16 protein-coding genes are annotated in these 22,208 nt (G+C 39.8%); 12 read left to right on the forward strand and 4 right to left on the reverse strand.

The window, feature by feature from the left end; genetic code table 11:
- Positions 1 to 604 precede the first annotated feature (604 nt).
- The 10 genes from BLT91_RS25175 to BLT91_RS25220 all read left to right on the forward strand — a co-directional run bounded on the left by BLT91_RS25175 (position 605) and on the right by BLT91_RS25220 (position 15,094).
- Complete coding sequence (locus BLT91_RS25175) at positions 605 to 1,801, forward strand: exonuclease SbcCD subunit D (RefSeq protein ID WP_090826271.1); 1,197 nt, start codon at positions 605 to 607, stop codon at positions 1,799 to 1,801.
- Entirely contained in the window at positions 1,758 to 4,850 is a 3,093-nt protein-coding gene (locus BLT91_RS25180; RefSeq protein WP_090826274.1) for an AAA family ATPase, read from the forward strand. The genes BLT91_RS25175 and BLT91_RS25180 overlap by 44 nt, the downstream gene beginning before the upstream one ends.
- A 224-nt stretch (positions 4,851 to 5,074) precedes the next feature.
- The gene (locus tag BLT91_RS25185) at positions 5,075 to 6,910 is read left to right on the forward strand and encodes an SIR2 family NAD-dependent protein deacylase (protein ID WP_254777138.1); all 1,836 of its coding nucleotides are present in this window, start codon (positions 5,075 to 5,077) and stop codon (positions 6,908 to 6,910) included.
- Between the two features lie 88 nt (positions 6,911 to 6,998).
- Positions 6,999 to 7,346: a hypothetical protein gene (locus BLT91_RS25190; RefSeq protein WP_090826277.1), complete on the forward strand. Its 348-nt coding sequence runs from the start codon at positions 6,999 to 7,001 to the stop codon at positions 7,344 to 7,346.
- Positions 7,347 to 7,620: 274 nt separating this feature from the next.
- Positions 7,621 to 8,559, forward strand: a complete 939-nt coding sequence (locus BLT91_RS25195; RefSeq protein ID WP_090826280.1) for a hypothetical protein — start codon at positions 7,621 to 7,623, stop codon at positions 8,557 to 8,559.
- A gap of 18 nt (positions 8,560 to 8,577) precedes the next feature.
- A complete protein-coding gene (locus BLT91_RS25200) occupies positions 8,578 to 9,273 on the forward strand; it encodes a hypothetical protein (RefSeq protein ID WP_090826283.1) in 696 nt (231 codons plus the stop codon).
- On the forward strand, positions 9,270 to 11,504 hold the full coding sequence (locus BLT91_RS25205) for an McrB family protein (protein WP_090826286.1): 2,235 nt from the start codon (positions 9,270 to 9,272) through the stop codon (positions 11,502 to 11,504). Before BLT91_RS25200 ends, BLT91_RS25205 begins: the two co-directional genes overlap by 4 nt.
- Positions 11,479 to 12,966 carry a DUF2357 domain-containing protein gene (locus tag BLT91_RS25210; protein WP_090826289.1) on the forward strand — a complete coding sequence of 496 codons (1,488 nt, stop codon included), beginning with the start codon at positions 11,479 to 11,481 and terminating at the stop codon, positions 12,964 to 12,966. Before BLT91_RS25205 ends, BLT91_RS25210 begins: the two co-directional genes overlap by 26 nt.
- Before the next feature lie 17 nt (positions 12,967 to 12,983).
- A complete protein-coding gene (locus tag BLT91_RS25215) occupies positions 12,984 to 14,324 on the forward strand; it encodes a hypothetical protein (RefSeq protein ID WP_090826292.1) in 1,341 nt (446 codons plus the stop codon).
- 299 nt (positions 14,325 to 14,623) lie between these two features.
- Positions 14,624 to 15,094, forward strand: coding sequence for a hypothetical protein (locus BLT91_RS25220; protein ID WP_090826295.1), 471 nt, complete (start codon positions 14,624 to 14,626; stop codon positions 15,092 to 15,094).
- A 273-nt stretch (positions 15,095 to 15,367) separates the two neighbouring features.
- Here the strand turns inward: BLT91_RS25220 and BLT91_RS25225 are convergent, their stop codons facing one another.
- From BLT91_RS25225 to BLT91_RS25240, 4 genes are all read right to left on the reverse strand, one after another.
- Complete coding sequence (locus tag BLT91_RS25225) at positions 15,368 to 16,300, reverse strand: tyrosine-type recombinase/integrase (protein ID WP_090826298.1); 933 nt, start codon at positions 16,298 to 16,300, stop codon at positions 15,368 to 15,370.
- 15 nt (positions 16,301 to 16,315) lie between these two features.
- On the reverse strand, positions 16,316 to 17,422 hold the full coding sequence (locus tag BLT91_RS25230) for a tyrosine-type recombinase/integrase (RefSeq protein WP_090826301.1): 1,107 nt from the start codon (positions 17,420 to 17,422) through the stop codon (positions 16,316 to 16,318).
- A gap of 12 nt (positions 17,423 to 17,434) precedes the next feature.
- On the reverse strand, positions 17,435 to 18,925 hold the full coding sequence (locus BLT91_RS25235) for a tyrosine-type recombinase/integrase (RefSeq protein ID WP_175532521.1): 1,491 nt from the start codon (positions 18,923 to 18,925) through the stop codon (positions 17,435 to 17,437).
- Between the two features lie 108 nt (positions 18,926 to 19,033).
- Positions 19,034 to 19,867, reverse strand: a complete 834-nt coding sequence (locus BLT91_RS25240) for a hypothetical protein (protein ID WP_090826307.1) — start codon at positions 19,865 to 19,867, stop codon at positions 19,034 to 19,036.
- A 605-nt stretch (positions 19,868 to 20,472) separates the two neighbouring features.
- On the opposite strand from BLT91_RS25240, the gene BLT91_RS34015 reads away from it, so the two are divergent.
- Positions 20,473 to 20,805 (forward strand): helix-turn-helix domain-containing protein, encoded by a 333-nt coding sequence (locus BLT91_RS34015; protein WP_368086856.1) that lies wholly within the window; start codon positions 20,473 to 20,475, stop codon positions 20,803 to 20,805.
- A 904-nt stretch (positions 20,806 to 21,709) separates the two neighbouring features.
- Positions 21,710 to 21,883: a hypothetical protein gene (locus tag BLT91_RS32000; RefSeq protein ID WP_175532522.1), complete on the forward strand. Its 174-nt coding sequence runs from the start codon at positions 21,710 to 21,712 to the stop codon at positions 21,881 to 21,883.
- Positions 21,884 to 22,208 lie beyond the last annotated feature (325 nt).

A 22,208-nucleotide genomic window follows, 5' to 3' on the forward strand; every position in this document is an offset into this window, starting at 1 on the left:
ATTCGCTCACAGGGTAATTTCGCCCAATAGTGAAGGGTAAATACTGAAAAATGAAGATTTGAACTCGGAGCAGTAAGTTTGATACTGTAGCCACTCAATTATGAGGCTGTAATAAAAATCCCGGAGGATTATAGTTCATGGATGACGAAATTCATCGAAGTTTTGGGAGATCAAGATATAAACATTTTGGTTTACCTAGTAATCTAAAGATGCCGGAACAAGAACAACCTTAGAAAAAGTATGTAGCGATGACTACAATGAAATAGAAAGTACAATATAAAATTTATGTAAGACAAATTGGTCGCTATGCAAATTTTGCTTTAGTGAGGTCAAGTAGTGAATGGAGCGTCTTGAAAAATTAACCACTAATCATGACTTAATGCGCGCCACCAAAAAAGTAATCCAAGACACTTAGTGAAACTATAAAACACCGAACAAAAGTTCCCTGACAATCTAATGTCAGGGAACTTTTTCTATAATTTAGCTAATATCACATTGAAGCATCTCATTGCATTCATTGACTTACATAATAAGCCATAATATTAAGAGTGGACTTAGATTTGTCCGAGGATTATTATTTTTTTAAGAGAGGATTGATGAAAAAATGAAATTGTTCCACACAGCAGATTGGCACCTTGGGAAATTAGTTCAGGGCGTCTACATGACAGAAGACCAGAAATACGTTCTCGATCAATTCATTAAAGACATAGAATCGGAGAGACCGGATGCCGTCATTATTGCCGGCGATCTATACGACCGTGCGGTTCCGCCGACCGAAGCGGTGCAATTGCTTGATAACGTACTAGAAACAATTGTACTTAAACTACAAATTCCTGTGCTAGCAATTGTGGGTAATCATGATAGTCCGAGCCGACTTGACTTCGCCAGCAGCATCATGAAAGCTGCCGGGTTACATATTGCAGGTGAACTTACATATCCATTGGAACCGGTGGTTTTACATGATGAGCACGGTGAAGTTTATTTCCATCTGATTCCTTATGCCGAACCGGGCAAGGTACGACATTTGCTTAATGATGACGAGATTAAAACGCATAATGACGCCATGATGAAAATAACAGAAACTATTAAAGCAACCATGGACCCTAATGCACGACACGTGGTTGTTGGCCATGCTTTTGTCACACCTGGGGGAGAAGCACAGGACAATACTAGTGACTCGGAACGTCCACTATCTATAGGCGGGGCTGAGCATGTAAGCGCCAAACTATTTGACGGATTCGCCTATACGGCTCTCGGACATTTACATCAGGCACACCATGTTGGAAAAGAGGCGGTTAGATATTCGGGCTCGCCGCTCAAATATTCCAATTCGGAGGAGCATCATAAAAAAGGCTATTTAGTTGTGGAGTTAGATCAACATGGTAACGTCGCAATCGAGAAAAGAGATTTGACCCCAAGACGTGACATGCGGACCGTGGAAGGACTTATGGCTGACATTGAGCGGCATTCGATTAACGAAGACTACGTGTTTGTTCGCTTGCTTGATGAAGCACCAGTGCTGTCACCAATGGAACGGGTTCGCTCGGTTTATCCGAATGCGATGCACGTTGAACGGAAGTCGGCAATTTCTATATTGACGGGTGAATCTATCGCGATCGACGGGCGGGCTAAGATGGACGATCTTTCGTTGTTTAAAGCATTTTATAAAGAAGTGAGAGGGACGGAGCTTTCGCAGGAAACAGAAAAGTTGTTTATTGAAACACTGCAGGATATCAGTAAGGAAGAAGGTGAGCGCCATGAGACCGTTGAAGCTAACGATGACGGCATTCGGGCCGTATAAGGATCAAGAAGTCATTGATTTCTCCGAGCTAAAGGGCAACCGATTGTTTGTCGTGTCAGGAAATACTGGAGCTGGGAAGACTTCTATTTTTGACGCTATTTGTTTTGCTTTGTATGGTGAAGCAAGCGGGGAAGACCGCAATGATAGCAAGATGCTCCGCAGTCATTTTGCAGATGATCATATATACACTTCGGTAGATTTTGAATTCGAGTTGAAAGGTCGCGTATACCGTGTCTTCAGGCAGTTGGCGCATATTAAGGCGGGTAACAAAGGCGCATCTGGTGATAGGTATGAGCTGTATGGAGTGGTTAATGGAGCGGAAAAGCCTCTAACGGACCGTTTTATTGTATCTCAGGTTGATCAGAAGCTCCAGGAAATCCTCGGTCTAACGAAAGAGCAGTTCAGCCAGATTGTTATGCTGCCGCAAGGGGAATTTCGGAAGTTGTTGACCTCTGAGACGGAAAACAAAGAGGAGATTCTTCGACGTATTTTTAAGACTAGTTTATATAAAACTGTGGCTGATCACTTAAATGAAACACGGAAGCAAGTACAGCGGATCTGCGAGGCTCATGAGAGCGTTCGGATCATACATATTAATAATGTCATGTCCTCCTTAGCTGGGCGCGAAGGCTCTGACCTTTATAACGTTTTTGGGCAGGAGCATTATAATACTTACCAAGTCCTTGAGGCGTTGGATAAAGAGTTGGACTATTATAGTGAGCAAATCAAGCAATTAAGAGATTCACAGCAAGTTGAAACGGTGAAATTTCAAGAGAAAACGGCGATTTTTCATCAGGCACTCAGTGTGAATGAACAATTTGAACTCCTGGACCAAAAAGTTGCTATCCAACAACAGCTAGTGAGTCAAGAGCAGGAATTTAAGGAGAAAACGAGGCAGTTTACTCTGGCTGAACAAGCCGTCCATCTCCAAGTTTACGAACGACATGAGAATGAGATGTTGGAAGAGCTCACTCGTAAGACGAAGATTCTTGAGGGAGCCCTTTCCGAATATCTGCAAGCAGAGACGGCTTTGCATCAAGCTAAGGTACATTATGAGATAGAAGAAAGCAAAGCGGAGATAAGAGAGCAGACGGTGCGCGATTTAGAGCGGCTGCAAGGCTTTTTGCCGACCGTAATGGACATGGATAGGAAGCAGAAGTTGGTGAAAGAACTGGAGACAGATGTCGCGGCTTTTTCAAAGCAATTACAGGATGTTGAGGCGGAACTCGTTAGCAAGCAATCCGAACGTGTGTCGAAAGCGGCTCATGTTAAGGAGCTGGAAGGGAAAGTTGGCCAGTTGGCGGATCTAACAGAAAAGCTTAACCTTCTAAGGCAACAGGTTGTACTACTTCAAGATTATTTTAGCCTCGTGAAAAAGTCTGAAGAAGAACAGTTGGAAGAAACACAGCATAGAGAGGCATTCGAGAAAGGAGATAAGTCTTATACACAACTAGAGAATCGCTGGTTTGAAGGGCAGGCCGGTGTACTGGCTAGTCATCTGCACGATGGTGATTCTTGCCCTGTGTGCGGAGGTGTCGATCATCCGAAGAAGGCAGCGATGACAGATGACATCCCATCAAAAGAAGAGATTGACCGATTGAGAGTAGAGAAGTCCGCACTAGAAAAGAAATATCACCAAGCGAAGGCAACGCTCGAAGCAACAGGACAACAGATAAAGGAGAAGCAGCGACAAGTTCTTGAGCAGGGTTTTTCACTAGAAGGGATTCAAGAACTTTACCAAATGTTGGTGGAAAATGGAAAAGCGTTAGCTGAACAAGTAAAGCAGTTAAAGGATGATCATGCTAAGCTTACAAAGATCAAGCAGGAGCTAGAATCGCTGGAAATGAAGCTGGAAAAGGATCGTCATCAAAAGGAAGAATTGATTAGCCAACTTAACGGCAAGAAGACGGCCTATGCAACGGAGACGGCACTTTTCGAACAATCGATATCGATTATTCCTGAAGATGTAAGAGATCTTGAGAAGTTGAAACAACAGATTGGAGCTATAGAAGAACATAAGAAGCAATTGGATAGAGATTGGAAGAATGCACAGAAGCAATATCAGGACGGGAACGAAAGATACGTTAAAGCAGTGGCTGGCCGCGACAATGCACAGGGTCAAAAAAACGAGGCACAGGACAACAAGGAGAAGGCACGCCAAAACTTTATCGAGGCATTGGAGCAAGCTGGATTTGAGAATGAAGAAGCCTATAAAACGGCGAAGATGAACGAGGCGGCACGGGCAACGCTGAAAAAACAAATTGAAGATTATCATACTTCCCTAGCAACATTGAGTCATCAAATCAAGGAGCTGTCTGCGAAGCTGGATGGTAAAGAACGTCGGGATCTAGCCAATCTGAAACAAGAATTAATTGACTTGGAGCTGCAGATTGAGAATATTCGAAACCTTTGTATCAAGGTCCAGAATAACTTTAATAAAGGAAACGAAAGCAGAGCGAATATTCTTGAAGCTGAGGAAAGCTGCAAGGAAGCGGAGCGGCAGTTTCAGCTTGTCAAAGATTTGTATGATGTAGTAAAAGGGGATAATGTTAAAAAGATGTCTTTTGAGAGATATTTGCAAATTGAATTTCTTGAAAAGATCATCCACACAGCGAATCAACGTCTGCAGCGTATGTCGAACGGGCAATATTATCTGATTCGAAGTGAACGTCTGGAGAAGCGCGGCAAGCAGAGCGGTCTCGGATTTGACGTCTATGACAATTATACGGGTCAATTGAGGGACGTAAAGACCTTGTCAGGCGGTGAAAAATTTAACGCCTCACTCTGTCTTGCGCTTGGGATGGCGGATGTTATTCAATCCTATGAAGGCGGCATTTCGCTAGAGACGATGTTCATTGATGAAGGCTTTGGTTCTCTCGATGAGGAATCGTTAAACAAAGCGATTGATACACTGATCGATTTGCAGCAATCTGGTCGAATGATCGGAGTTATCTCGCATGTCCAGGAATTGAAGCAAGCTATACCGGCTATTCTGGAAGTGAAGAAAACTAAAGAGGGGCATAGTTATACCAATTTCTGTGTAAGTTAACTTTCAATGATATGAGATGAAGTTCATGATGAAGCCTCAAGCAATCAAATGATACTTGGGGCTTTTTTCAGGTCGAGAAAAATAATAATATTTGGTATCTTGGCCGCAAACATAATTATGGCAAGTTCCGAATAATGAACAGAACGAACATTCGCTGACACTCCGATGGCAAAGTAAAGAGGTATAATTTACATTAAAATGTATTTAATATCGGAGGTGCTTGAATGGAGACGATCCTAAAGCTTGGAGCAGAAGGTGGGAGTCTTACACTTTTGGGAGAGAGGACTAATGATGAGAAATGGACATTTTATCGTGAAACTCAGGAACACGCACTGGCTGATTTAATTAATGATGAGGATAGCGATCTTCCAGCTTTGTTGAATCAGAAATCTAAACTAATTGAATCGGACATAAAGGAAGCCTTAAAAAGATTGGGACGGAATTGGAGTAATCTGTATCCAGTGGAAGTACATTCTGATTTCGCATGGCTTATCTATAAACAAGTTATAGAGGATTCTGTATCAGTTAGTAATAGAAACCTTCATCGTTGGCAGAGATTATGTTTAGAGCAAAATCCTTTATTCGAACTGGCTCAAATGCTGTGTACTTCCAACTATACTGTTGTGCTTAGCGGGGCAGGTATGAGTACGGAATCAGGACTTCCAGATTTTCGATCCAAAGATGGTTGGTGGAGAAGAATCGATCCTCATCTGGTTGCAAACATAGAGACACTAGAGGACAACTACGAGCTATTCAGAGAATTTTATACGTACCGAATAGAGACTGTTGAACAATATTCTCCCCATGTTGGTCACCAAGTTCTTGCCAAGTGGGAAAAGGAAGGCTTACTTCATGGTATTGCAACACAAAATGTTGACGGATTTCATATGGCTGCAGGGAATAGACATGTTTCAGAACTCCATGGAAATCTCCGCTCCATTAGATGCAATCAATGTGGCCGTGAGGCGGAAGTCTCTAGATTCTTATCCAAAGAGAGTTGCATGGTCTGTCAGGGGAAATTAAGACCAAACATTGTCCTTTTCGGTGAAAGACTTTCTGAAATTGCATGGGCCCAAGCTATGGAGTGGTTTCAAGCCGCGGAGCTCGTTATTGTCATTGGTACTAGTCTTCAAGTTGCTCCAGCCAATCAGTTACCTCAACTTACTTCAGGGAAAATCGCATATCTAAACATGGAAAATTCTAAAGAATCGAATCGATTTGATATAACAATTCAAGGCAAAGCCCAGAAGTTATTAGTGCAACTGGACGAAATGATCCAATATATCCGCACACAGGAGAGAGGTCACTCCAAACAAGTGGAAAGCCAAATGTACCAAAAGAGTGAGATAATTAGAGGAATTGGATTTCAGGTTAATAACATAAATCAAATTTATAAATGTAGGCACTTAAATTACGTTGGTAAAACCAGCGATACAAAGGAATTATTTACGGAGGTAATTTCCTGTGAATTATTACGGCTACAAATAAAGAATAGGCTGAATAGCATACCTGAAGTTGTCAGAGAAAGAGGATACCAGATAGGATCGCGCTATGGTTTGGTTACTACTAATCATTCTGAAAAAGCTTCCAACCGAAGGGAAGAAAGGTTTGCTATTAGCCTTTTTAATTTAAGCAAAAACGGCAAAAAGTTTGAGCATATTGGAAAGATCCTGGATTATCAGGTTCCACTTAGAAATAGTATTCAAGATAAGGGTTTAGGCAAGATCGACTTAATCTCTATGAAAGATGATCAAATTTATCTTATCGAATTAAAAATTAAGGAAAACAAAGAAACCATATTAAGATGCATTCTTGAAATAGCAACGTATTACCAAGTGTTGTCGAAGTCTAAGTTTTTGGAAAGCTATTCTCATGAATTCGAACACGTTACCACAAAGAGTATACAAAAAGCAATTTTGATTGTTGAAGGATCAAAGCAGCATCAAGAGATGATAAAACTTCAAAACGGCGAAAGGAAAGCGCTAAAGAAGCTTTTGAATGAGCTGGAAGTGCAAGTATATTGTATTAATCCTGAAAGTTTGGATGTTCAAAAATTATAAAACCAATTTTATTGTAAGTTAATTCATGTAAACTTGTCCTAAAATGACTCTCTCAGCATATATATGTAGCATAGAGGAGCGTGGACTAATGGACAATAAAGTGAAAAGATACTATCAACTTAAACAAAAGCAAAAAGAGATAGAGCAGGAATTGTCGGAGTTGCGTAATGATATTATGACCTATTTAGCAGAGCAGGATGTTACTGAGCTAGAGATCGGACGTCACAAGGTGAAGATTGTATTTCAAGACAGAAAAGAATATGACGATAATAAGCTTTATGATGCACTTCCAGACCCCGGTGTATGGCGTATGCTATCCAAATCCGACTCGTCGAAGATTACGAGTTTGCTGAAACTTAATGTTATTTCGGAGGAAAAGATTAGAGATACGTATTCGGTAAAGACTGTATCATTGCTTCAAGTAGATAAAAAGTGATTTTATTGTATGATCTGCCCCGCTTTCCAAGCGGGTTTTTTTTGTTAGTACAATTAAACATCAGTAATGTGTGTTGAATAATAGAATTAGTAGGAACGAACATTCCCTGACAGGTCACTGTCCAAATTTTCCTGTATACTAATTATTGAACCAATCTTAAAAGTTAAAGTTAGAAATGGGGATTATTCATTGAAAATAGAAATCGGAGAAACTATTATCATGGCTACGGCATGTAAAAGGATGCCAACTTGTACAACTAAACTGGAAGCCATCGATGTCATCTTGGGAATTATATAATGAAGTAGAACTAGATGAGCTTATGACTTCCGCTGCTAATTATTTCAATGAAAGACATAGTTATCAGATATTTAAAAACAATTCCTTGTCTCAGCTTCTTCAGCAAGCAGAAATCGATGTTATTGGAATTTCGATGGGAAATGAGAACAAGATGGAGTTGTACGCCATTGATGTTGCATTTCATGAAGCAGGACTAAATTACGGAGATAAAAATGAAACAGTTTCTCGGATAATAAAGAAGTTAATTCGCACTGTTTTAGTTATATTAGGATTTTTTAATATCCGCGGGGCAAACATTATTTTTGCATCACCTAAAATTCTCCAGGCAACTCTAATAGTGCTGAATCCAATTTTAGAAGAAATAAATCAATTCTTATTACAAAGAGGCTATGAGTTTAATATAAAAATGTATTGCAATGAGGAGTTCCAATTACATATTCTTAATCCAGTTATTTCTTCTTCATCTTCAATTGCGGATACTTCTGAGCTTTTTATGCGGAGTCTGCAGTTATATAATATGTTTACAGGAAATAACATTGTCGAGAGAAAGAGTCCTAAACAAGAGCAATCTATCTTGCCGATACATAGTCAAGTTGGAGAGTCTGAAATGAAAATAGGGGTACTTGTAAGATCTACAATACGTGAATATTTGGCGAATAACGAAATTATTAGTGATGAAATAAATCGTTTGACCACTTATGATTATTCCAAAGTAACTTTTGATATTAATTATCCATTTCTTAAAGAGATTAATTATTCTGAAGCACTGGAACAACAAAGATTAGTCAATGGTCGTCCTCGTTATTGGAGTGAAATATTTCATTCCCAAAACAAAAAATATTACGTATGTCAGGAATGGTTTGAACGAAATAGATCGTATTTTGATCAGTGGACCCGAAAAATGAATCATATTTAAAGATAAGGGGAGGATATTTTGCCTAACTTAGATTTTAATGAGTTTATATTGGAACATGATGATATTTTAAGAGATATGGAAATTACTTGTGGAGATATAATTAGGCTTCAAGAAGAATTTTATACCAGATATAAAAAGAATCCACGAATTGCTGAAGCAATCATCTTTCGATGTATATATCATTATTTCAATTTGAAAGGCGATAACATTATCAGCGAAATACAATCTGGGAGTCTCATTCTAAGGCCAGAGAAGAGATATCCTGCCGAATTCGGGAATCAGAACTTAGATATTGCGATATTGGAAGATAGTAAGATTAAAGTTGGAATATCAGTCAAAATGAGTTCACGCACACCGGCATATTTGGATGGGGCTGACTTTAGTAATCCAATTCTTATGGAAAAGTACCTAAGTTATATTCTTGAAAAACAAGAAAACCTCGCTATCTATAAGGAAGAAAAGCGTAGAATCAAAGTTCCTACACTACTACAGGATATGGCCAGAATCGAAAATATTCAAAATAACCAGTTAAACAGATTTCAATCAATAACAATCATTTATAGTTCTAAAAAAGCAGGGGATGATTTCTGGGTCACGGAATTTAACTCTAGATTTCAACACACTTTCTTATATTTAAAAGACAACGAGCATCAGAGTTTCTTTACTTTACTTGAACCTATCCTATCAAAATTGAATCGAGGAACATTAATATGATTAACCTAACCGAATACCAGCAAATATTCGATATCGACAATACGACAGAACGTTGCAAGAAAGCTAACGATACCATGGATGGTTTCTGGAAAGCCCAATTTAAAAATCTAGCTGAAGAGATAATTGGACAAGATTACAAGATTGCAACTTACGGAAAGACATTAATGACCACTTACGGTGACTCCTTAAACCCGAAGTATGCTGAGCCGACGATCGAGACGAATACGGGTAGAAGATATTATGTATCAATTCAACAGAAGATTGGAGGCAGCGATGTTAATCTATTAACGCTAGAGTTTAACGGTGTTGAGAAGCAACTCTTTATTTATACAGAGCTTAGCTTTTATCAAGCCAATGAACTCGTTCGCACAGATAAATCAGTACTAGATGGACTTGATGAGTCTATTCGAATTTTTGCTAGAACCAGCTCCTTTACGAAAGAGGAGTTTGAACGTTCTATTCTGGAACAGCGCCTGAAAGATATGATTAAGCCTAGAAACAGACCTTGGATATATTTTGGAATCGCAAAGCCTCTCGAGGGTGATGTTGAAATTACTGAGATCATGGGCTTATTAAGAAGAATCTGGGGACAGACAGAGTCCATCCGCACATACATATTGGAGGATAAAATAAGAAGTGCAAGATCCCGACATATTATGGATTTGATTGCTTCGGTGGAGACACCCCACACTCTGACTTTAATAGGGCAGACTTACCAAATTCAATATGGGCATGTGGAGAAAGAGAAATCGGGCGTACGTAAACAGTCCTATACACTTAAGCTTGAGGGACAGACTATTGTTCATGGAGCGTTCTTCTACTCGGAATACCATGAAAGTTTCGGCTCCCCTAATCCTATGCTTGCTGTAGATGTTGAACAAGGTAACCATATATTTACCAATATCCGTACTTTATTAGGGGAAGGAACTAAGGAATGGTGGATCTCCAAGTCCTTCCGTATGCATAATCAAAACAATGAGGATTTAAAGCAAGAGGCTATGAATTTGCTAAAGCAGCACGACATTCATGTGCGCAATGGTAATGAGTATTATTTGGCGACATATGATAACCAAGCACAAGGGTTTGTAGAAGATGTAGAAAAGGTTAAAGTGGACTTAGTGAAAGCGGCTATTCTTTTCGCCCATGTTAGCGGCCGCAGTAAAATGAAATTATTGGATACCCATAATGAGCCGCAAGATACATTACCAGTAGAGTACGGTAACGGTTTTGTTCAGGAGTACAATAGTAACTTCAATTTCTCGGTCATCTATGAATCTATTCAAAACTGTTCACTAACATTTGAGAAGGATCTGATAAGAGATCTGCATCTCAACTTAACTGTATTGGATGACAAACACTTTGTCATATTAAGCGGTATTTCAGGAACAGGCAAAACGCAGCTCGCCAAGTTATACGCGAATGCAGTCTATGGTTTGGCCTACGAGGCTCAGAACCCGTACTTGTCTATCATTCCTGTTCGTCCAGATTGGACAGATTCGACAGCGTTGTTCGGATACTACAGTTCTTTCGAGAAACAATATATCGCTCCGGAGTTTTTGAAGGTGCTCCTTCATGCCCATGAGGAAAGGGAGAAACCGCATTTTATCGTTTTAGATGAAATGAACCTTGCACGGGTGGAGTACTATTTAAGTGATTACCTTAGCGGCGTAGAATCGCATAAAGAAATTCCGCTGCATAATCGCACGGATTTGGAGGGTATTCCTGCTAAGATTAGCATTCCGCCTAATGTCTACCTCATTGGCACCATAAACGTGGATGAAACTACGCATAGTATCTCTGATAAAGTGTTGGATCGTGCTTTTGTCATGACGTTGAGTGATGTTGATCTGATAACATTTTGGGATCGAATGAATGAAGAAGTAAAGACTGAACTGCATGAGGAATTTGATTTTTTGAAAAAGCTGCATAGCTGTTTAGCGCCTTATCACTTGCATTTTGGATACAGAACGATGAATGAAATGATTCAAAAGATGTGTCGACATCTGGAGCTCGATATTGAGCATCAGGCACCTAGACACGTTTTATTGGATAAAGTAATTTCTGAGAAGGTGCTGCCTAAGCTAAGAGGCGATGATCAGATTGGTGAATTGCTAAAGAAACTAAAAGATGAATTTAAAGCTCATCTTGGAGAACATTCAACAAGCTTTGGACATATGGAGCGTATGGAAAGGGAGCTAACGAGATATGGCGCAACTCAGTTTTGGCGGTAATTTCCTGCTGAGACAATCCGGAGAGCCTTGGTTGCCAGTGGATGAGGCGTATTTGATCGAGGCTACCACGTATGAGTGGAAATTTATGATGATTGATGGCGCTCCGCCTGTGTTTCGATTCTGTGGTTTGCAGCACTTCCCGCACAAACAGATGAACGGTGAAGCATATGGAGTGTTGACAACACCTTTCCATAGTGGACAGACGACGATAGAACTCAATGGTGAGACATTCATATCGTATATTTATCCCGATCCGCGTAAAATGACCCAGGACCAGTATAGCATCATGTTGAGCGATATTTTGCAAGAGGCTGCGCTATGTTTTGAGGATTCGGAGATTGCGACTGGGATAGATGCGAATGAGCGATCCCGTGAGTTGTCCTGGGCGCAGTGGAGTTATCTTGAAGCCTCGTTACCTACACTGAAAAGTATTATAAAACGCCTACTCGAGCAGCCTACTCGAATGCTTTTAGCCACCGAACTAGAGATAAGACGGGAACGCATAAAGACGTTGGATACACGAACAATAGGATGGTTGGAGAGGAATATCGGTCGCAGTCCGTCTGGTAACGTCGTTCCAGAGATCGTCAGAGGGACAGTTCGAGAGGATAGCTTCGATACCTATGAGAATAAGGTGATAAAAAAGCAGCTTATCGAACTTAGGCATTTGCTAAAGCTATACACGAGAGTTCAACACGATGAACGCGCGCGAAAGGCTGAGGTTTATGCTGATCAAGTGGGGTATTGGTTACGAGATCCTATTTTGAAACAAGTGACGCCTTATCAAGGTACAATTCGTATCACTCAAATTTTTCGTAAGCATCCCGTGTACCGCCAGTGTTATCAATGGTTTGATCGTTTGAATAAGCTTGGGAATGAACGGATAGGATTTCAATACAATTATCCATTGAAAGAGACATTTGTGCTCTATGAAATATGGTGCTACATGCAGTTAGTGAAGGTTTTTCGGGAGAAGGGATTGCTCCAAGATAGTACCGGATTATTTAAAATGGATCAGAATGGGCTGTTTCTTAATTTTTCAGAACATAACGAAAGTGTAGTCAAGCTAGCTAATGGCATGCGCTTATATTATCAACGTGTGTATCAATATAATTCACCTCATTTCTACACGTTCACACAGCAAATGAAGCCTGACATTGTGATTGAAGCAGGTGACCGGCTGTATATATTGGACCCGAAATATCGAGTTCCGACGAATCTGAGCACTGCGCTTGGAGAGATGCATAAATATCGCGATGGGATATTGCTGCGTAGTAGTGATGAGCGCGCTGTGGAGCGGGTATTTATCATAACTCCAGTGCAAAGTGATGAATTACGGTATTTTTCTAAGGAATTCCATGAGAAGTATAGAATGGGGGCTATTGGGCTTACGCCTGGAGCCGTAAATGATTCAATTGGCGTGTGGGTGGATGAATTGTTGAATGGAGTTCGAAAGAGTTAATGGAGGTTGGAAAATAGATGAATATTCAAGACGTCTTGCAATCACTCGCAAGTAAAAGAAGTATTTTTCATAATGAAGCAGATTTTCAGCACGCGTTAGCTTGGGGATTACGTGAACTCTATGATTGTAAAATTCGCCTAGAACGTAGGTTTGATATTGATCATAAGAGAGTCTATTTAGATATTTTGGCTGAAATGGATGAACGTAAAATTGCTATAGAATTAAAATATAAGATGAAAGCAATCGAGTGTTCGATCCAGGGGGAGACATTCTCTCTATTAAATCAAGGCGCTCATGACATTGGTAGGTATGATGTTTTGAAAGATTTGCAACGCTTGGAACAACTATATAAAAGAGGTTTGATAGATGAGGGTTATTTGATATTTCTTACAAATGATGCCTCTTATTATGTAGAACCGCTTTTCGAAAAAGCTACAGCCGATAGAGAGTTTAGACTCCATCAGGGTAAAAAGATCAATGGCACACTATCATGGAGTGAACTTACAGGACAAGGAACCATGAAGGGGAGAGAGGATTCAATTGAAATAGTAGGGTCGTATTCCTTAAATTGGAGTCCATATAGTCATGTAGGAGATACATCACAAGGTAATATAATGGCATTATCAGTTCAGATTGACTCTAAGATACCCTCCTCATCTCGTGAAAGTATTAATAATCCTAAAGCGAATTATTTAAAGAGCCCTGAAGAACTTAAAGTTCATTTTAACAACCTATTGAATAAAGAAGCTCTAGCACTTCATCACTACATTGGTTCTATTAATAATATCCCTTTATCCCAAAATGATCTCCGTGATAAATTAATCGAACAGTTAAAAATTGCTGGTTATTGGACACAAGCTAATAGGGATTTTGGTCAAGATAAGGCAGATATTTGGGCAGAAAAAGACAATGAAGAGCTTGCTATCGAAGTTCGCTATAAAACAGCTTTACTTCAAACTAATTATAACGGCAAAGATGTGAATCTTAAAAATCAAGGTGCGCAAGATATTTCCCGTTATGATTATCTAAAGGATCTTGAAAAATTAGAGAAAGTAGTAAGGAGTAGGCCTGGGATTAAGGGATATGCTGTTTTAATAACTAATGACCATAATTATTGGGAGAAAAGCAAGAGAGTTGCTTCTGTAGATGAAGATTTCCGTATTTATCAAGAACGTAGCGTTCATGGGGAGCTTGTTTGGAAGCATGCATCTGCCGGGACTACTTCTAATAGAGAAGAAACCATTTCTATTGCAGGAAAATACGTCATTAATTGGGTTCCATTTCTAACGGTAGGGTCAGGAAAATATGAATTATTTAAAATGCTTGTAGTGGAAGTAACAGCGGAAGAGTTAGTATGAGGATATTACTTTTAAGTCTAAGAATATGCTTTTGAAAGGAATCTTAAAACATGCCAACCTACAACAAACTCGTCCGTGACCGAATCCGGGAAATCATAGCAAATAGCGGGAAATCCTACAACAACACGTTGTTTGTTTAAGCTGAGTGCACATCCTGTGCGACGAAGTTTTGATAATAAACTGGAACCCAGCACAAGGGATTGCCGAGCTCCGTCAACTTTTATATGAGGTCACGTTAATGTCTCCAAAGGGATTTAATGTGTCTTTTCTTCTGTGGGCTAAGGATCTTGTTCAGAAAAATGGCTGCCATTTGGAGAAAACCTGAAGACGCTGAAACTTGCTATCGCTGTTCAGGGACGTTGACAAAAGAAACCACTGAGCTTGCTTCTTTTAAATATGGGAAGATTCAAAGCTATGTACAAACATCCGTATGCGCTTGCTCCACATGTAAATATGTGTGTGCAAATGAGGGTAATATTTCCCAAATAAAAAAACAAGCACCTGGGTGCCAGTTTCAAATTAATGATTGGGGGGCTGTACCTAAAATTATATCGCCTGTAACCGAACCTAAAAAGCATGATTTTCAGTGGCCTAGTACATATACGTTGGAAACATTAAAACCAGGCAATAAGTCAGATGGAGATCGATTTGGTCTAGAAAGCCCTCTTCACAAGTTAGGATATAAAATAACGGATAGTAACCGAACAAAAAGGTGGACAATATTGGAAAATGAGGCGTTACCAAAACTTGGACTAAGAAAAAGCAGCTAATGTAATTGCAACAAATGTAAAAGCAAGAAAGCGCCAAAAAGGCGGAGCGAAGAAGTACTCGCACGCCATTTTTGAATGGGAATACGATTTAAAGAAATTAAAAGATACTTACTATCGGAGGGATTTTCAGTGGCCGTCAACAGATAAAAGAGATAGGTGAAATTTATTCAAGGAAACTGCATAACGTATGTGCTCGTTCACTTGTAACTCTGATGTTTGTTGTTAAAAAATAATGTAGCCCCTCAGGAACTGTGAAATTTAAATCGGCCTCCCTCACTCATCTTCTAAAATTTTAGCTAAATCAATTAGTGGAGGCACATAACGTAGGGTTGTAGCTAATTTTTCATGGCCTAGTTGATGTTGAATATCAATCATACTAGAACCGCTAACTTGCATGAGATATCCTGTTGTCCTTCTAAGGTCATGTGGTCTTACTTTACGTTTTAACCCAGCCTCTGTTGAACATTCTTTTAATATTTTGACTACTCTCTCATAGGAAAATTTCCCTCCAAGATCATGAAATAAAAATTCATCCCCTTGGTTCGCCCCTTTTTGATAGATTGGGTGATCGATGTAACGCGCGATTTCATTCGCCAGATCTTGTGAAATAGCTACAGGTCGGATAGTCGTCTTATGGCCTTCACTAACATGTACAATTCTGGTGTCTAGACTTACTCTTGAACACCGAAGAGCACGAACCTCAGAAATACGAAGTCCCGTAAGGATCATGAACCAGATCAAAATAAATTCCTGCCTGTAAAAAGGGTCTCGTTTTATTGCAGACTTAAGCAGCAGTTTACACTCCTCCATCGATAAGGCCGTGTTCTGAATGGGTCTTTCATATTTTGGAGTGGGATAACCAAGTAAAGGGTTATCTGAGATAAGATCCATATCAAAGAGGAACCCGAAAAAATGTTTTAGTGCTGTTATGGTGGCTGACAGTAAGCTGTCGGTCATGCGATCTTGATTTAATAAATATTGGAAAAAACGATCAATGACAGATCGTTTAATCGGAAGATAACGGTCAGGGTGATCCCGGCTTGCATGAAATTGGTCGAAATTAAGATCCCCTTCGAAGCCTTCCTGCAGTAGGAAAGCTTCGAAGCGTTCGAGCGCATTAAAATACTTATGTTTAGTATTTTTGCTTAATGAAAAATGGTCAATCCAAAATTGAACATAATGGGACTGAAGCAGAAAACCTTTCATATAGCTCCTCCTGTTTTAAAAATTAATGACTTTGATTTGGGCAAGGGGATGTTTGTCAATGGCGCTCAGCAGCATACTGTCAAAAAGCTTTAAATATACTTCGGTTGAACTTAACCAAGCATGACGCATGAGCTCTTTGATGGTATAGATATTAACGCCAGACTCCAGCAAATACAGAGCAAACGAATGTCTAAGAGAATGTACCGATAGTTGATAAGGTTTCTTATCACACGTGGGAATCGTTGTGGCTTCAGCAATCAAAGTTGAAAACATCTTTTGTACGGTGCTTTCATGAAGTGGAGTTATCCCCTTGTCATCGGAGAAAATGTATCGTTCACTGTAGTCAGGTAATTGGGTAATACCACCATAACGAAAGTTTACATACGAGGATAGGGTATCAAATGAGGATTTCGTCATCTTACTAGGTTGTTTATATCCTTTTTTGCCTTTTCCACGAACCATGATTTCTTGGCGAGTTGGTATAAGATCACATACTTGGAGGCTACATAGTTCAGTTAAGCGGATCCCGGAACCTAAGAACGACCATAGAATAGTGAAATTTCGATGAGCTTCCCGACCTAGCCGCGTTAGGCAGAGGATTTCGTCCAACTGTTCCTTCTTAAATGCTTTTGGTTCTTGATTTCGTTCGACTTTATTGGAAAGCGCCCGTTTTAATTTCTCAATATTACTGTTCCAGAAATGTTCATACGTTTCAGACAGGAAACTTTTTAAGAATGCCGCCTTTTTATTTCGGGTATTCAGTTTTTGTACGGGGGCTAAGTATTTCATTAAAAAGATCGCGGAAGAAACCTCCTTGATGGAAGGATTGGGTCCCTTTTGGTTACTGCAGTACCGCATATACATGTCCATTTCGTAACGGTACACCTTTTGGGATGATTTCTCCAGACTTAGAAAAGCGTCGCTGTTAAAATAATGTGTTACTGCATCTTCTATGAGAATGTCAACATTCCCATGATCCTGATCTGAGCTCGACGTGGCCGGGATAATGTGCAGTTGATGTAACACTTGTTGAAGCGAGAGAGGACCGAATTGTTCAACAAGCTCAGTTAGCTCCTTTTCAAGTTTTACTTGGTTATGGACAGCATCATCAAATATAGGCATATGAAATCCTCCTTATTGGTCATAACTTAATAAATTAATTTGATTTGTTAAATATTGATTTTGTTGACCCAAGTGCATGTACAAACTGACGGTATCTAATTCTGCCACTCGAGCTAATTCCTTAAGTGTTTGCGGCAAAACTTTTTTGTGAGTGAGCCGAGTAATGAAGATATGACGAAAAAAGTGGACTCCGCCTGGAAACGGCCAGCCGGCAATCAATGCGTACCATTTAAAAGATCGATAAAGCTGATCGACAATCGAAGCGGATCTTTTTCCCAGAATAAGCTCATGAGAAGGCTGTTGATTTCTTGCTTGTTGTAAACAGTGATACAGTTTTCCCACAAGTGGGAGAGTGTGACTTCGTTTTCCTTTACTGTGGATTGCAATTGTACGAACCTCCAGGTTAATATCTCCCCAAGTGACTCGGCCAGCTTCAGATAAGCGCAGCCCCAGCTCTACTAGTAGCCGATACCCGATTTGTTCTCGAACTGGGTCCTTTGCGTATTGATCTACCACTTGAAAAAACGACTTGATCTGCTCATCATTTGGTAGCTCCCTGGCTTTATAACGAGGTGCCTTGATAGCCCGAAAACGCTGAAGCGGAGGTATGTAGCCATGCTGTTCCTGCAAGTATTTATAAAACGACCGAATCGATGAAATCACATGACTAAATGTAATGGGGCTGTAAATGCCAGTCTGTACTTGTTTGAGCATGAACGATCGGTATTCTAACAAGTGCTCATTCTTAATCTTAAAAATTGAGATGGCTAGAGGGGATAGACCTGCAAATTCTCGTATATTGCTACAAAGCCAAGTAAGCATTTCACGAACGTTTGCGACGCAATGTCGGGTGTATTCATTGGAGTAACCTTTTTGCTGCAGATATAGTTGATACTGCTGCAATTTCCGATGAACTTCATTTGTTACCCGAGTTGCAGGAGTGGCCAGTTCAACTATCGGTTCCTGATTTAGAGTGTTTAATAAGTTTTGAACGAGTTTTCGGTTCACAGGTGGACGTAACGGAGACTTTAGAATGCGCTCATAGATATCCGGTTCAAGGAGGTGTTCATCTTGAACTTGCAAAGGATTGATGTGATGAATTCCGGCTATATGACGCAACAGATTATTTATAGAGGCGTAAAGCTTATAAAAAGTAGAAGGGGCAAGGTGCACAGACTTGGCTAAGTATTCTCGTAATAGTCTGGATCCGATCTCTTCCTTGACCTTATTTTCCAATATCCAAGGATTAATACCTGTCGGACCAGGTCGGTGTTCAGGAGTAACTTGAACTTCTTGAAGTTTACTAGCGTACAGCATCTCTTCCACCTTCTCCCGTGTGATCTTTCTAATATCATGATCGTCACTTTGAGGGGGAAGCATACCTGGAAGGTCAAGAATCTTTTCGGCAAAATAATTATTCTGCAGAAAAGATTCTTGGGTATCCAGGGCATCGCTCTGGAGAGGAATGTGATTCGAAGGGGGTGTATTTTTGGGATTTTTCATTTGGGATTTCCTCCATTCATGTCCTATTGCTAATAGCGTTAACATGAATGGACAGGGGGTCTTAATTTCTTAGTTCAACTAAACTTGCATTCGAGAACGAATTATATCTTATCTAAGTCTGTGATACTCTGTGTGCTCCCGATATTCCTTTAGTTCATGAAGCATTCCTGCGTACGAAGGCAGGTTTTCATTCTTTGGAACGATGACCCACAGCGATCGTTTAGTTAACGGTTTAAAGGGACGATAAGTGGTGATAACATGTTTAGCCAACGGAAATAGTTCTTGAAGGCCTTTACGAAGCACATTATTTACTAATGGTTCGCTATTGAGATGAAATTCAAAATAATCGAATTCTGGATAAGTAGTAACCCAACGGCCAGTAACTGCATTTGACTCTTGTAAGAATAGCTTTGGAGCATCAAGAATAACATAACCGCGAATGCTTGTTACTTTTGATCTTTCATTAACAAGATCTTGAAGGTACATTTTTTTTGAAACTCTTTCCTCAAAATACTCTGGAGATTCAAGATAAGAATAAGGATCAGGAGATTCATAATTGACAAGCTGCCACGGGTGCTCGAAAAGAACGCTAAGTTGAAATGGCCGCGGCCAATTTGGCTTTGTAGATTCATTAAATAGATTGCTAACTGCACCATTTGATAAGTCTAGCTCATCCATGATAGCTGCCCTTTCGAGTTTGAGGAGCTTTGCACATAATCCGCGTCTGAAATTAAGACTGGGATCGTTCATCAGCGTCTGCCACTGCTCGATGGAGCTTTGCAGAATCAGCAGTTCATAATGCCAAAGACTAAGAATCTTATTTCTTGATTCTACCAATACGCTTTGTATGGAGTTGAAATTTTGGGATTCACTTAAGTATACGTTATAGTGCTCGTATACTGCGCTGCGATTTGTTTTATACATTACCGGATCAAATGTCATATATTCATCACCAATAACTATGATATTGTAATTTGATGCATCACGTAGAAACTCTTAGTCGAACTAAAAAAAAGTGAAACTGAATGAAATCTGGAAATACTTGTTACTAATGAACCACCTTCAGATTTATTTTACAGAACAAAGCAAAAAACACTCTGCTCAGCTGCATAGTGTCCCGTTTCAAATTACTATTCAAATTAGTGTCAGACCAAGTTTTGGTCAATGACTCAACTCTAAGGGGTAAAATGAAAATGTCGACCAGGAGTAAAAGTCCATAACAAATAAACCAGTTGGTCCCCTTTTTTGAAAAGTGAAATACTCAGGGCAAGGTTTACTTCGTAATGTAAATTTAACCTTCTCTTGTTACCGCTACCATTTGGCAACATTCATAAATGGTCATGCGTCATAGGGGACATAACCAACCAGCGCATATGGGATGCGTCCTTTTGACCTGGAGTCGTGCTCAGCCCGAGAGGAACGGGCGCGAGTAGAGGTGTCTCGCATCTTGTTTATACTATTATTTATTAAAATTTGCAATAGGATTTGATGGGCACTGATTTGTTCGGTGAAAAATATAGTCATAATTGTTGAAAGGAGATTTTGTAATGAGGGAATATGTTTTGATGAGAATCAATTTATTAAAGAGATTATTAGAATTGGAAGAGAAGTTAATGGTCGAATCAGATGAAGAAAACCAACAAAACAAAGTTGTATCTTATGGAACGCCGACCGAAGTTAATGTCCATCGGCAAGAAAGCGGCCAATTAAAAGCTGTATTTTCTGTTGTTGAATTATCTAGTTACCTAGGAGTTTCTACGGATTGTATATATACCATGGTACGGGAAAATCAAGTCCCTTATGTAAGGATAAGAAGAAGGATTTTATTTCATAGAGAGGCGATTAATTCTTGGCTAGAGAATCCATCATCAAAACAGTGAACTTTTTCAATAGTATTAATCACGAAAAATAAACAATAGCGAACTCCTGCGCCAGCGGCGCAGTTTTTTTATGTTTCGTGAAACGGTGCATTTATGTATGTTCCAAATAATAAAAACCATGTCTCGTTATTGGGCTCATTGATCTTAAGATAACATTTGGTGATAAAGTGGTGTTGTAAATATAGTCTCATAATCGCTATTATGACTTTAGTAGGAGTCTCATGAGAATTTCTTGGAAAATTTTTGTTATATTTTGGAGGGATATAAAGATGTTGTGTAGAATATATCTTACTCCAGGTATGTAGTCACTTGAAATAGTGAGATTCTTGCAGCACTATATTTTTGAATTCGGACAGAATAGAAGGTATTTTCTAATGTACAATCGAAAAATTAGAGGAATGAGAATACGTAGTAGATCAGATATTTCAGCATTTCTAACTCACTTAACAAGACCAACTGAAACAAGAAGTTCAATAGAGGTTCTCATTGAGATTTTGAGTCAAAAAAAACTAATACTCGGAAGTGGGAGAGAAGGATATGTAATTAAGGATAAGGCAGTATGTCTACAAGATAGTATAGCTGGAATTATCCTCTTGAGTCCAATCATACACTGAGTTGTTCTAAGCATTATTACCTTAATGTAAGTAATTAAGTTCTGTTAAGAGTACTCTTAACTTCTATAAATTTGAAATTCTATTATTATAATCTCTAGTTTGGGTGAAATTTTTCCAAAGGAGACATATTAATTGACACTATATAGAGACCCAAAGTGACTACTGCTCATCGTTATGCCAGCAAACCGAGCAGCTATGCGATGCCTATGAATTTTCCAAAGGACACAGTGTTACCGGCATAGTTTCTGGAGTTTTTAGTAACGGAATGTTGTACTCCCGAAAATGTTATCATGGGTGCAGAAAGAGGACATGGCTTTGCTGCGGAAAAAGCGAATCAGCAAGCGGGCACAGTCGACCGACGGTTCCGGCTACATGACGGGGTCCGTTTGCGAGGCACCCTTGAGTGGAGCAAGCTTGCCAGCGACGGGACTGCAGCAACGAGGGAGGCACCGCTTGAACTATAAGGTACGTACCTGGCGGCACTATGCCATGCCACGATCGGGCCATGGCGGCACCTTTAAGGTGCTGATCGTGAAGGTTACGATTTGATAGAAGCGGTAAACGGGCGATGTTTTCGAAGTAGAGGAACGCTCGGGGAAGAGATTGATTCGAGTCTGCAGATGGAGAAGGCCGATTCTAGTATAAAGGTGTTCTACATTGCAGATAACAACCCGATCAGTAATGATCGGGTTGTTAATTTATTATATGAGAACTACAGGTTTTAGCATCAAGGCGATTGCTCGATATGGCTTTATTTCGCGATACCGTCAAGTTGGACAATCCAGTTGC

Origin of the sequence: Paenibacillus sp. yr247, assembly GCF_900103825.1 — a bacterium.
Lineage (GTDB): Bacteria > Bacillota > Bacilli > Paenibacillales > NBRC-103111 > Paenibacillus_E.